Consider the following 12683-nt stretch of genomic DNA (forward strand, 5'->3'; position numbering starts at 1 on the left):
CAGGACAATCCCTCCTCTCGTTAGTATTCTTTCATGTACCGTTTTAGTATATCAGTAAAAAAAACAAGAAACAAGCAAAGAGGAGGATTTTACATAAAATCATAGAAAGTGTGTAGAAAAATTAAGCTGGAATCATCTGTTGTCCTGTGGGCGCCGGACTTTTAAGAGTCTTGTCTTCTGTGATGGCTTGGTGAGATCCCAAAGTAATTTTTAAAGGCGCGCGAAAAATTGAATGCATTTTCATATCCGGTCATTGCGGCGATTTCCTGGATCGACAAGAGCGGGTCGTGAAGCAAATTTTCAGCATAGGTCATCCGGCAAAACGTCAGATATGCCTGGAAAGACATATTATATTTTTCGTGAAATAATTTGCTTAAATGGGATGCGCTGATAAAATGCAGGTCCGCCACTTCTTTTAGGGTGATATGGCTTGTAAAGTTTTTGTCAACGTATTCTTTGATGTTTTCTATATTTGATTGGTTTTTCAGTTCTTTCGGGCAATAAGAGGCGTATGTCTGTAATTGCCGGTGCAGGAACTCTTCTAGCTCCGCATAGCTGGAAAAATCATAAAAAGACGGAAGATGTTCGATGTATTCGACATTACCGCAGCCAGCCGGGTTGGAACGAAGAAGGCCGGTAAAATAATTATAAAAATGTTTCAGATCTGTGATGTTCAGCCTGTGGAGCTGAGTACAGAGCTGATCCCAGAGATTACTGCTGTATAGCAATTCCGGTGATTTTAACAGATTAGAGATGATCTGCTTAATTTTCCCAGACTGTTTTCTGCCAGGAGTCGGGGGATCTGAGGCATATAGTTTCCCGTATCCCTCTAAGAGCCGGAAGGTGAGCCGGTTTTCAGCTTCGTAGTAGAGTGAGTAGACGGAAGCTAGGTTTCCTGTCCGGCTGATTCCGATTGCGAGTTCTGCGTTATCTGACGTTTCGGTACGGTTCAGAAGCATATCCCAGAGAGGAGCGAGGTCAGGCGCGTGCTGCGGGTAATTCAGAAGCAAGGCGGTCTTTTTTTCTGTTATGTCGGAGCATAGAAACGGGCCTGCAGTATGGCATGCGCAATAATCATAGATCAGTTCAATGATGTAAGCGGCAGTTTCCGTGTGATCTTTAGAACATGCGATGACAGAAAACATATAATTGCTATACGGCAGATAGGTTTGGATTTCTTTTGCATGGGAAGAACAGAATCGGTATTCCGGCTGTATTGCCGCTGCAAAAAGATGCCGTGACAAAGAGATCATTCTTTCCTGGAAATCGGTTCTCAGCAATTGGCACTGTTTTTCTATAAGTTTCTTCAACTGTTCGGAAATGACGGGCTTAAGCAGATAGTCTACGGCGCCGTTTTGAAAGGCGTTCCGCACATATTCATAATCGTCGTATCCGCTTAGGACCAGAAAACGGACAGGATACAGAGTTTTACTCAGCAGCTTGATAAGTTCTATACCGTTGATCCCTGACATTTTGATATCGGTAAGAACAATCTGCGGCTTGAACGTCCGGCAGATCGATAAGGCTTCTTCTCCGCTGTAACAGGTGCGGATCTCACCGAGTTCTGGAATCCCGAAAGTCATGATCATCGTACGGATTCCTTCGCAGATATAATATTCGTCATCAATGATTAAAAAGTTGATCGTCATTTTTCATACCTCCGGTTTCCTGAAATATCGGCAGGTGTACACAGACTTTGGTACCCTGGCCGTAAATGCTTTCAATAGTCAGTTTTGCATTGGCGCCGTAGATCAGTTGGATTCGTTCGTAGACATTGTGCAGTCCGATAAAAGATGAATTTGATTTTGGCGTTTGCGACAGGGGCGTGCCGTATAAGATGTTTTTCTGTATCTGTTTCAAATATGCTTCCTTGATTCCGATCCCATTGTCAGAGACTGCTATTTCCAGGGCGTGTTCTGTTTCCCAGATTTCCATCGTTATAAACATGTTAGAAGTGATACCGGAGGTTCCGTGGAAGATAGCATTCTCTACGATTGGCTGTAAGAGAAATTTAATCAATTTTCTTTCCAGAAGATCATCGGCGATCGAGATATTCAATTCTAGTTTCCCGATGAATTTCATGGAGTATACCTTGATCAGTGAACGTGTATTTTCTAATTCCTGTTCTACGGTGGAGTACAATCCGGTATCCTTAATATTATAGCGCAGCAGATGCCCGAAGTAAGAGATGGCGTCTGCCAGTTCGAAATTCCCGTTCTGCCGAGCATTTCCAGAAAAAATGCTCAATGTATTATAGATGAAATGCGGATTCATCTGAAATTGCAGAGCCTTGATTTGTGCGTTTTTGGCATCGGTTTCTTTTAAGATCATGTCTTCGATCAAAGTGTCGATTTTCTCCAGCAGCGTATTGTAACGCTGTGCGATAAATCCGATTTCGTCAGAAGAATTGATCGTAACCTTTCCGCTGAATTCGTTGGCAATGATCTGATCCATCTCTGTAATATTTGAATTGATTCTTCTGAAAATACTGCTGGTAACAAGCTGCATGATGACACACTGGAAAACGGTCATGACAATGAGCAGAAATGAGAGCTTAAAGGCAGGGTAGCTCTGCAGGTTTTTGTTATGCGGGTTCTGTGAAACAATGGTGACTGGGTATCGGGTCAGCGGTTGGCTCAATATGGAGGCGTCGGAGAAGTTAAGTTTCCGCTGCCGATTATTCTTGTCTTTCAGCTGCTTTACTGCATCCGGGTCGGGAGAGCACCCGTAAAAATTAGACAGATTATGAAAATATATAAAATATCCAGATGAGTGATTTTCGTAAACAGACAGCGAAGAAAAAAACTTTTGAGGATTTGCTTCAAAGATTAATACACCGCTGTAACCGCTTGAAAAATCCGGCTGTATTCTCTGAACGAAGATCATCAGCCTTCCGAATGTATGCGGATCTTCACCTTTCGCCTGATAAAAATCTTGTGTCTCTTCGGTTGAGAGACAGTAAAAATCAAAGCTTTTCTGTGAATTACGGAAATCCTGATAAAAGGGAAGCTGATACAACTTGGAAATATCATGGAAACTGCTTAATTCCGGGATATCCGGGTTATTAGTGTATATGCTGGCATCCTTTAATCCCAGGTTTTGGTATTTAATGGAATATTTTAGGTCGATCAATATCTCCTCGCTGTTATATTTTGCCCAGGTGGGATACATGGCAAGGTCGGAGCGTGTAACAAGCGAAGAGATGGTGCTTCGGTATACAAGGGATTGGGACAGATCTTCTACGGACGTTAAGGATGTATCCAGACTGTTTGCCAGTTGGGATACGGCAGACTGACGTTCCTGAAGCATCTGTTTGTTGAATTGGCGTGACTGCACGGAATAAAGAACAAATGCAAATACAAGGGTGGGCAGCGTGACCAGAAATATATTCATTAATATTAATTTTTTAGATAGATTCATATTTTTAAATAATGTCATTTGACCTCTCCTGTCCCATAAGAAATAGTGGTATTAGTTTACCATAAAACAGTACGTTTCATCATCAATGCTGATAAAGATAAGTGAAAATGATATGAATTCACAAGTTGTGATATGTTGTCGGAAAAGTGTGGATGATATACTGGAACCATAATTAATAATAAAAAGCTGAAGGGAGGATAGTCTGAATATTCAAGCGAAAAACTGATGAAAGGAACGACAGGTAAAGAAGGAGGAAAAGATGATTAAGTTTAGGTCAGAGAAAATTCAAAAGTGGGTAGTACTTTTTTGTGTATCTTTGGTGGGGGGAATTATCACAAAACTGCCGTATCTTAAGGATACATATTTTTCGACACTGGAATCAGCGACCGGTTCTACAAAAGCGCAGCTTGGTCTTTTGCTGACGATGTACGGCATTATTAATTTTATCTGCTATTTTCCGGGAGGAATGCTGGCGGATAAGATTTCACCGAAGAAGCTGATTATATTCTCATGCTTTGGAACAGGCGCAGTAGGATTATGGTATTCAATGCTTCCGGGATTTGGAGCGTTGATGGTCATTCACGGGTTATTTGGAATTACGACAGTATTTACATTCTGGGCGTCTATGGTTAAGATTACCAATAATCTTGGACGGGGCGATGAGCAGGGCAAGCTTTTTGGATTTCTGGAAGGCGGAAGAGGACTGGTAGGAACTGTGGTAGCCCTGGGTTCTGTGTGGGTATTTTCCAGATTTACAGATGAGGTGCTGGGACTCACGGGTGCGATTCAGTTCTACAGTGCTATGATGATAGTTGCCGGCGTTCTGGTCATTCTGTTTGTTCAGGATCCTAAGGGTGCGGTAGAAGCAGATGGTACAGAGCTAAAAGACAGCAGTAAGATCACATGGGAAGATTTTAAGAAGGTAGTGAAGATACCGCGTGTATGGATGGTAGGAGCTATCGTGGCGTGTAACTATTCGGCGGTGATCTTCTTTGGATACTTGACACCGTATTTTACAGAGATATACGAGATGAATAATTCGGCAGTGGCTTTGCTTGGCGTATTCCGTGCATACGCACTGATGCTGATCGGATCGCTGCTCGGCGGATTTATGGCTGACAAGATGAAGAGCGTTATTAAGTTTATGCAATATGGATTTGTGGGAATGACCGTTTTTTCCTTCCTCTATCTGCTGATCCCGACAAACCGATCTCTGTTATGGGTAGTAGTAGTGAATTTTGTCCTTCAAGGATTAAGCTTGCTGGCGGTGAAGGCATTGTATTTTGCTCCGATCGATGAACTGCGTATCTCGAAGAGCCTTGCAGGTACCGCGTCGGGAATCATCTCAGTTGTAGGGTATGCGCCGGAGATCTACCTGTATACGGTGGCAGGGAGTATCCTGGATAAAAATCCTGGTATTGCGGGTTACAGAATGATTTTTATAGCTACAGGGATCGTCTCTGTTGTCGGTCTGGTTCTGGTAATCATTCTGAAGATTCAGAACCTTAGATATTTGGAAGAATATAAAAAGTAGGAGGAAACAGGAAATGTTGACAACATCAGTAAATACAGATTATAACAATGATCTTCATGATTGGGGAGCGATCGAACACCAAATCAAATATATCGCTGAGGCAGGATTTTCCCATACCCAGTGGATCCATGACTGGGAGGGAGAATATATGTACAGTAAGAGCGAGATGCTTCAGGCAAGAGACGTGCTGAAGCATTATGGACTTCATGCGCACTCCATTCATGCTACAGAAGGCGGATTCAGAGGAAAAATCGTGAATGGAAAGAGGATTCCTTCTGTAAGAGAGCGGTGTAGCAGGATCCGCAAGGATTATACGAATCCGAATGAATATCTTAGAGAAGCAGGGGTGGACCTGTTGAAGAATAGGATAGACTTGTGTACCCATATCGGAGCCCGTGTTATGGTATTGCATATGCAATTGCCATTCGGTATGTTTGCAAGGAGTACGGATGATATGGAAGATTATTATAGGCAGGTGTATAAATCATTCGATGAGATACAAGGTTATGCGAAGATGGCGGGAGTTAAAATAGCATTGGAAAATCTTTTGTTTACGCCGTTAGAGTACCAGATTGATAAGTTTGAGCGTATTTTCTCTAGATATGACGAAGAATTTGTGGGATTATGTTATGATTCTGGACATGCCAGCATTATGTGCCAGGATAATTACTATCTCTTCCTGGAAAAGTATCATGACAGGCTTTATGCGACACATCTGCAGGATACTGACTCTATAGAACCGGAAAAACTGGATGACGATATCGCAGTGGAGAAGGCTGACGCCCACCGTCCGCCGTTTACAGGAGTACTTGATTGGGATAGGGTTGCATATTGGGTCGCAAGGTCGCCGTTAGAGCTTCCGGCTGATTTTGAAATAGGGTTAAAGTACGGTTCGGAATTTGATTCTGTTCAGGAAGAGATGGACATGCTGCGCGATACCCATGAGAAGGCGGTCCGGTTCCACCAGATGGTATTAGCGAAAAAGGAAGGCTGATTTTGTCCGCTGTGAGATCAATGTGTGAAAGGAAGGGCAGGAAAAGATGAAGAGAATGAAAGTTCGCAATAAGAAAGAGAATCTTGCCGGCCTGCTTTTTATCATGCCGGCGCTGATCCCGATGGCAGTATTTTGGATTGGGCCGGTCTTGTACTCTGTTGGGATGAGCTTTACAGATTGGGATATGATATCTGATCATTTTAATTTTGTAGGATTTTATAATTATATTAGTCTGATAGGACAGCATGATTTTACAGAGGTGCTTTGGAATACTCTGGCTTTTGCGCTTGGGACCGTTGTTCCGAGTATCGTCCTTGGACTATTGGCGGCGCTTGCTTTAAATCTTGCTAAAAGAAGTTCAGTATTCTATCGGGCGGTCATATTCGCGCCTTATATTACGCCTATGGTAGCAGTTAGTATTGTGTGGTCCTGGATATTTGAACCGAGAGTTGGCATTCTGAATTATCTGTTGGGGTTCTTGGGAATACATGGAATTGAGTGGACGCAGAGTATGGATACGGCTATGCTGTCGGTCATCATAGTGACGGTATGGAAACAGATCGGCTGGACAATGCTGTTCTATTTGGGAGCGCTGCAGAAAGTCTCTGCCAATCTGTTAGAAGCGGCAGCCATTGACGGTGCGGATTCTGTGAGGAGATTCTTTTCCATTACACTGCCGATGATATCGCCGACGACGTTCTTTCTTTTGATCATTACGACGATCAATTCCCTGCAGGCGTATGATCAGATCCAGGTGTTAACTCAGGGGGGACCGGCAGGTTCGACCAGAACGCTTTTGTATTATTTTTACCAGGAGGCTTTTGAATCCTTTAATACAGGTAAAGCCTCTTCGGTGGCTGTAATACTGGTGATCCTTACGGCGCTGCTGTCATTGATCGAGAAAAGGGCATCAAAGAATTCAGTATACTATGGATAGGGGTAGTCGTATGAGAAGAAAACAAGTAAAATGGAAGCATATCTGGATCCATGTATGTCTTGCGGCAGCGGGTATCATCGTCGCATTCCCATTTCTGTGGATGCTGACCAATTCTATCAAGACGAAGGATGAGATCTGGCAGATGCCGCCTAAGCTTATGCCCAAGGCGGCACAGTGGGTGAATTATCAAGATGCGTTGGCGGATGGGATGTTTTATAAGTATATGTGGAACAGCAGCTATACCGCGGTTATTACGACCGCCATTGTGTTGGTGAACTCTGCTCTGTTTGCCTACGCGCTGGTCAACATAAAATTTTACGGAAAGAAGATATTGGTGATCATCATCACCCTCACTTATATCATGCCGGTGGCGGCGACCTATATCCCTTCCTATATCATTGTCTCTAAGTTGGGGCTTATGAATACTCATTTGGGATATATTTTGTCCAGTTCGGTAAGTATATTTAATATATTTTTTTTCTGGACGACGTTTTCGCAGATCAATGATTCCATATTGGATGCGGCAAGAGTTGACGGGGCCGGTCATTGGACGATATTCACTAGGATCGTTAGCCCGATGTCGGTGTCTTCCTATGTGACGTTAGGAATTCTGTCCTTTATAGGTAATTATAACAATTATTTATGGCCTTCTTTGATTATAAAGGATAAGGAGAAATATTTCGTAAGTATGGGGCTTAGAACGTTTTTTTCATCTGACGGAGCTTACGGAATGCAATGGGGGGCTATTATGGCGGCTTGCTGTGTAATTATATTTCCGTTGCTGATTCTCTTCTTTTTTGGTCAGAAATGGATCATTAAAGGGATTACGAATGATGCAGCGGTAAAAGAATAAGAGAAGATAGAGGAGATGGGAGAATGAAGAAGATATATGCGGTTATATTAACGCTGGCTATAGCGGTGTCGGCGGTTGGATGCGGTAAGAGTTCAAAACCGGAGGAACATGGGCAGGACGGAGTCGTCCAGATTGAATTCTGGTACGGGCTTGGAGGGGAGCTTGGGAAGACGATGGAGAATGTGATCAAAGAATTCAATGATTCCCAAGACCGCATAGAAGTAATCGGTGTACAGCAGTCAAGCTATGATGAGACAAAGAAGATGGTGCAGGCGGCGATGGCATCCGGTACAGTCCCGGCTACTACCCTTCTGGGCTACGACGCGCTCAATATGTTTAAGGGGAGAGGAGTGTTAGAGCCTCTGGACAGTTATATTGAAGAGGATGAAGACTTTCAGAAAGAGGACTACTTTGAAACATTCCTGGAATATTGCATTGATATGGAAGGACAGACTATCGGTCTGCCGGTCTATGGCACGACACAGGTGATGTATTACAGGAAGGATGTATTTAAAGAAGCAGGAATCAACCCTGAGGATGCATTCAAGAATTGGCAGTCGTTGGCAGAGGCAGCAGAAAAGCTCACGGTCGTGGAGAACGGAGAGACGGTTTTTTATGGCTGGGAGCCTATGTATGATGAGATGAATCTGAAAGACATAGCGTACAGTAACGGCGGAGATGTTCTGAGTGAGGACGGTACGAAAGTTACAGTCAATACTCCGGAATGGGTGGAAGCTTGGGAAAGTGTGCGGAAATGGATTCATGAAGATAAGATCATGAGGATTCATTTTGGCGGTGACGGTTGGGAATACTGGTATAAAACGATTGATGACGTTATGCAGGACCGGGCGGCAGGATATACTGGTTCAAGCGGGGATCAGGGAGATCTGGATTTTAATAAGATCGCAGCGCATATCCAGCCAGGATTCAATGATAATCCTCCAAGTCCGTATGCAGACGCATTGACTTGCGCAGTATTATCCAAAGCTTCTAAGGAAGAGAAGCAGGCTGGGTTTGAATGGCTGACATATCTGACCAGTGCCGAAAGTACAGCAAAGTTTTCAATGAAGACGGGATATATACCGGTAAGGAAGAAGGCGCTTGAGGATGAGGAGTTTAAGAAGTATCTTGAAGAACATCCAGAGGCAAAGGTGCCGATCGAGCAGATGGAATTTTCTCAGATGAATTTTATCGATCCTACCGGCGGTAAGATTCTGCAGGCACTTGCGGATGCGGCCGACCTGGTGGAAATCGAGAATGTACCGGCACAGGAAGCCTTGGATAAAGCCCAGGAGATCGGGCAGGCTGCATTGGATGAATATTTGAGTACGCAGTAGGATTATGGAAGAAAAGAAATCTATTAGAAAAGAAAGCTTCTTGATCTGTATTACATGGATAACTTATTTTACCGTATATCTGGGCAGGCTGAATATCTCAGCCTGCATCAGTGATATGGTCGCTGACCTTGATGTGACGAAGGAAAGTATTGGAATTGTAATTTCTGCCTTTTTCCTTGCTTATGGTATGGGGCAAGTGCTAAGCGGGATTCTTGGCGACTATATTTCTCCGATTTTGTTGGTTTTTCTTGGGGTTTTAGGAAGCGGGGCTGCGAACAGCATATTGGGGTGTCTTAGCAGTATTTCATGGATGACGGTGATATGGTCTGTGAACGGATTGTTTCAAGCGTTTATCTGGGGACCGATGGCAAGATTCATAACAGAATTATCCTCTCCGGGAATGAGTGCGAGGATCTGCCTTCTGCTGTCGACGACGGGACCGGCGGGGATGCTGTGCGCTTATGGATACAGTGCCGTTTGTCTGAAGTATTTAAGTTGGAGATATTGTTTTGGGGGAGTTGGAGTGTGGACCTTGGTGAGCGCGATGTTTTGGTTGATCGGCTGCCAGATAATGACCAGGGACTGCAAGATCCCATTGATCATATGTAAAGAAGATGGCAGAAAAAGGAATGAGGGAATTAAAGAATTTTGGCGGTTACTGATTCAGTCGGGATTAGCAGGAATTATTATTATTTCTTGTATCCATGGAATTCTGAAAGACGGGATCTCTACATGGATACCGACTTATCTGGCGGACAGTTTCCACATAAGTTCTGTAGTTTCTGTAATGATGACCATGGTGCTGCCAGTCGTGAATCTGATTGGAGTATTTTGGGCAGATAATTGGAACCGAAGATGGTTCCATACGGAAGTTAAAACAATAGCGGTTTTCTTCGGACTTGCCTTTGTGACGCTTCTGTGTATGATGGCATGGGGGGATAACAAAGCGGTATTTTCGCTTGCTTTTTTGGGGGTTATCACAACGGTCATGACGGGAATCAATACGCTGATTATCAGTTTGATTCCGCTTCATTTTAAAAAGTGCGGCAAGATATCGACGGTGATAGGAATTCTTAATATGGCTGCCTATGCGGGGACAACGATCGCCAGTTACGGATTTGGGTGGATCGCTGACCGGTGGGGCTGGGGAACTCTTCGAATTGGCTGGTGTGTCTGTGCTGCCGCGGGATGTATCGTGAGTCTTATAGGATGGAGAAAATGGGATTCATTTCGGGCGGAATGGTAAGATTGTTTGCAATGCAAAATAGGTACAAAATAGTCTGGGAAAGAAAGTAGAGTTTAGAAATTCTTTGTGATATAATACCAACAAAAGGTGGTAATGTCTATGAATATCATGGGAATAGATATCGGTACAACATCGGTCAGTATTGTACTTATAGAGAAAGAAAGCGGGAATCTGATTGCCCGCGAGACGGCAGAGCACAGGTCTTTTCTTACCGGAGGCACGCCTGAAGAAAAGATACAGGATCCAGAGAGGATCTATAAGATCACCAAAGAGAAGACAGAAGCATTGATCCGTATCTATGGAATTCCTTCCGGTATCGGCCTTACCGGGCAGATGCACGGAATGTTGTATGTAGATGAGGAGGGCAATGCGGTCAGCCCGCTGTATACCTGGCAGGACGGCAGCGGAGACAAGCTTCTTGATAGCGGAAGGAGCAGCGTACAGATATTGAAGGAAGCGGCGGGAGCGGTGTCAGCAGGATATGGTCTGGCCACGCATTATTATCTTCAGAAGAAGGGAAGAATTCCAAGAGACGCAAAGAAGATGACTACGATCAGCGATTATGTCGGAATGAAGCTCTGCGGACGTACAGAGCCGGTGATCGGCATGGATATGGCATCAAGCTGGGGATGCTTCGACTTAGAGAAGAAGGAATTTATGTACGATGCGCTGAAGGAAGCAGGGACCGACATTTCCTTTCTGCCGAAGATTCGGACAGAACATTTTATTACCGGAGAGACGGCCGAAGGGATTCCGGTCATGGGAGCGATCGGGGATAATCAGGCAAGCTTTTTTGGATCTGTTGACGATCTCTATGATACGGTTTTGATCAATATCGGCACCGGAAGCCAGGTGACGTTTGCTTCGGAGAATTATACCGCGTGTAATGGAAACCTGGAACTTCGCCCATGTATGAAGGACAGTTATATATTGGCGGGATCGTCTCTTTGCGGAGGACGGGCTTATGCGATGCTGGAGCAATTCTACAGAGAAGTGTCCGGCAGGGGAGGAGGGGATCATTATAAGATTATGTATGAACAGGCAAGTGATTTTATAGAGCAGTACGGGGTTGATGCGGCATGGAAGGTTAAGACAACCTTTTCAGGAACCCGCAGCGATCCAGGTAAGAGAGGAGAGGTTGCAGGAATCAGTACAGAGAATTTTCATCCGGGCGCGCTGACGGCAGGGGTGATCATAGGAATATTGGATGAACTGCATCAGTATTATATTGAGATGTGCGAACTGACGGGAAGGAAAGCGCATCGTCTGGCCGGGGCGGGGAACGGATTGCGGAAAAATCCTCTGATGCAGAAGTTGGCAGAAGAAATGTTCGGATTAAGGATAGAGATTCCTCCATATGAGGAAGAAGCGGCATGCGGCGCGGTACGGTGTATGAAGTCCCTTTGCGATAAATCTTTTCTTTTTTAGGTAATATATTTACTTCGGTAAGCGGTAGGAGATTTTCCTACTGCTTTTTTGAATAGCTGACTGAATTCCAGTTGGTTCTCGTAACCGACCATATAAGATATATCTTTGATAGAATAAGCGGAAGTTTCTAAAAAATTACAGGCAGCAGAGATCCGTTTATCAATAATATATTGCTTCGGTGATAAACCGAATTCTTCTTTAAATGCCGAAGTTAGATAATTCGGGTGAATAGCAAATTCTCTGGCAATAGTTTGTACCTGTATAGGTTCGTTGTAGTAGCAGTCAATGTATTTCTTAATATCATGTAAATGCTGCCTTTTTTCTGTCTGATTCTAAGCTTTTTCACATCTGATCAGGCTGTTATAGAAATTGCGAAAGATATTATTTGTTTAGAAGCGTTTACGCTGCTATTCAAGGTTGGTAATTTTATGTTCAGCAATTCGTTAAAAGGGGTAGGGGATGTATATTATTGTGTGGCGCTGAGCGTGGTTTCAATGTGGGTATTTGGCGTGGGTGCTTCTTATATTTTGGGTATTGTGTTGGAGTGGGGAATTGTGGGTATCTATGCAGGGTTTTGCATGGATGAGGCGGTCAGATGTATGATGATGTGGGGTCGGTGGGGGACGGTTTGCAGAAAAAGGCCTAGTACATCATTGCATTAATTCTTGAGTAATAAGCACTTGCTATCCATGCCATCTGCACGCCTACGAACCTAGATGTAGCCCGCTACACCGTCGGTTCGTCGACTTACAGCTGACACGAATATCAAGTACTATTACTTCAAGATTAATGCAATAATGTACTAGTACACCGAAAAATAAGTTCCTAGCCATATAACGCAGAATGATTTTTTATATGCAAGGCGGAGGAATGAGGCGTAGTGGGCGCTACGCCGATTGACGGTGCTATGTGCCAGCGGCACATGTTCAGCACG

Annotated in this window: 11 protein-coding genes; 8 read left to right on the forward strand and 3 right to left on the reverse strand. The window is 44.0% G+C overall.

The annotated features are described in order from the left end of the window. Positions 1–161 precede the first annotated feature (161 nt). Both VSQ62_RS11725 and VSQ62_RS11730 read right to left on the reverse strand, forming a co-directional pair. Entirely contained in the window at positions 162–1649 is a 1488-nt protein-coding gene (locus VSQ62_RS11725) for a response regulator transcription factor (RefSeq protein WP_334635102.1), read from the reverse strand. After that, positions 1624–3438: a sensor histidine kinase gene (locus tag VSQ62_RS11730; protein WP_334635103.1), complete on the reverse strand. Its 1815-nt coding sequence runs from the start codon at positions 3436–3438 to the stop codon at positions 1624–1626. The genes VSQ62_RS11725 and VSQ62_RS11730 overlap by 26 nt, the downstream gene beginning before the upstream one ends. 241 nt (positions 3439–3679) lie before the next feature. On the opposite strand from VSQ62_RS11730, the gene VSQ62_RS11735 reads away from it, so the two are divergent. From VSQ62_RS11735 to VSQ62_RS11765, 7 genes are all read left to right on the forward strand, one after another. Continuing rightward, positions 3680–4954 (forward strand): MFS transporter, encoded by a 1275-nt coding sequence (locus tag VSQ62_RS11735; RefSeq protein ID WP_334635104.1) that lies wholly within the window; start codon positions 3680–3682, stop codon positions 4952–4954. 13 nt (positions 4955–4967) lie between these two features. Further along, positions 4968–5948 carry a sugar phosphate isomerase/epimerase family protein gene (locus tag VSQ62_RS11740; protein ID WP_334635105.1) on the forward strand — a complete coding sequence of 327 codons (981 nt, stop codon included), beginning with the start codon at positions 4968–4970 and terminating at the stop codon, positions 5946–5948. 46 nt (positions 5949–5994) lie between these two features. Continuing rightward, positions 5995–6885: a carbohydrate ABC transporter permease gene (locus tag VSQ62_RS11745; protein ID WP_334635106.1), complete on the forward strand. Its 891-nt coding sequence runs from the start codon at positions 5995–5997 to the stop codon at positions 6883–6885. A gap of 10 nt (positions 6886–6895) precedes the next feature. Continuing rightward, positions 6896–7738, forward strand: a complete 843-nt coding sequence (locus VSQ62_RS11750) for a carbohydrate ABC transporter permease (protein WP_334635107.1) — start codon at positions 6896–6898, stop codon at positions 7736–7738. A 23-nt stretch (positions 7739–7761) separates the two neighbouring features. After that, positions 7762–9075 carry an ABC transporter substrate-binding protein gene (locus VSQ62_RS11755; protein WP_334635109.1) on the forward strand — a complete coding sequence of 438 codons (1314 nt, stop codon included), beginning with the start codon at positions 7762–7764 and terminating at the stop codon, positions 9073–9075. A 4-nt stretch (positions 9076–9079) separates the two neighbouring features. Continuing rightward, complete coding sequence (locus tag VSQ62_RS11760; RefSeq protein WP_334635110.1) at positions 9080–10321, forward strand: MFS transporter; 1242 nt, start codon at positions 9080–9082, stop codon at positions 10319–10321. 99 nt (positions 10322–10420) lie between these two features. Further along, complete coding sequence (locus tag VSQ62_RS11765) at positions 10421–11749, forward strand: sedoheptulokinase (protein WP_334635111.1); 1329 nt, start codon at positions 10421–10423, stop codon at positions 11747–11749. Here the strand turns inward: VSQ62_RS11765 and VSQ62_RS32430 are convergent. Continuing rightward, complete coding sequence (locus VSQ62_RS32430; RefSeq protein WP_350339923.1) at positions 11746–12048, reverse strand: helix-turn-helix domain-containing protein; 303 nt, start codon at positions 12046–12048, stop codon at positions 11746–11748. The genes VSQ62_RS11765 and VSQ62_RS32430 overlap by 4 nt on opposite strands. 9 nt (positions 12049–12057) lie before the next feature. On the opposite strand from VSQ62_RS32430, the gene VSQ62_RS32435 reads away from it, so the two are divergent. Then, a complete protein-coding gene (locus tag VSQ62_RS32435) occupies positions 12058–12411 on the forward strand; it encodes an MATE family efflux transporter (RefSeq protein WP_350339913.1) in 354 nt (117 codons plus the stop codon). Positions 12412–12683: the final 272 nt, after the last annotated feature.

This window comes from Sporofaciens sp. JLR.KK001, assembly GCF_036941055.1.
Lineage (GTDB): Bacteria > Bacillota > Clostridia > Lachnospirales > Lachnospiraceae > Sporofaciens.

Coding starts and splice junctions, on each gene's coding strand:
- VSQ62_RS11725 (WP_334635102.1), bottom strand. CDS start 1,649: ATGACGATCAACTTTTTAATCATTGATGACGAATATTATATCTGCGAA.
- VSQ62_RS11730 (WP_334635103.1), bottom strand. CDS start 3,438: ATGACATTATTTAAAAATATGAATCTATCTAAAAAATTAATATTAATG.
- VSQ62_RS11735 (WP_334635104.1), top strand. CDS start 3,680: ATGATTAAGTTTAGGTCAGAGAAAATTCAAAAGTGGGTAGTACTTTTT.
- VSQ62_RS11740 (WP_334635105.1), top strand. CDS start 4,968: ATGTTGACAACATCAGTAAATACAGATTATAACAATGATCTTCATGAT.
- VSQ62_RS11745 (WP_334635106.1), top strand. CDS start 5,995: ATGAAGAGAATGAAAGTTCGCAATAAGAAAGAGAATCTTGCCGGCCTG.
- VSQ62_RS11750 (WP_334635107.1), top strand. CDS start 6,896: ATGAGAAGAAAACAAGTAAAATGGAAGCATATCTGGATCCATGTATGT.
- VSQ62_RS11755 (WP_334635109.1), top strand. CDS start 7,762: ATGAAGAAGATATATGCGGTTATATTAACGCTGGCTATAGCGGTGTCG.
- VSQ62_RS11760 (WP_334635110.1), top strand. CDS start 9,080: ATGGAAGAAAAGAAATCTATTAGAAAAGAAAGCTTCTTGATCTGTATT.
- VSQ62_RS11765 (WP_334635111.1), top strand. CDS start 10,421: ATGAATATCATGGGAATAGATATCGGTACAACATCGGTCAGTATTGTA.
- VSQ62_RS32435 (WP_350339913.1), top strand. CDS start 12,058: ATGCTGCCTTTTTTCTGTCTGATTCTAAGCTTTTTCACATCTGATCAG.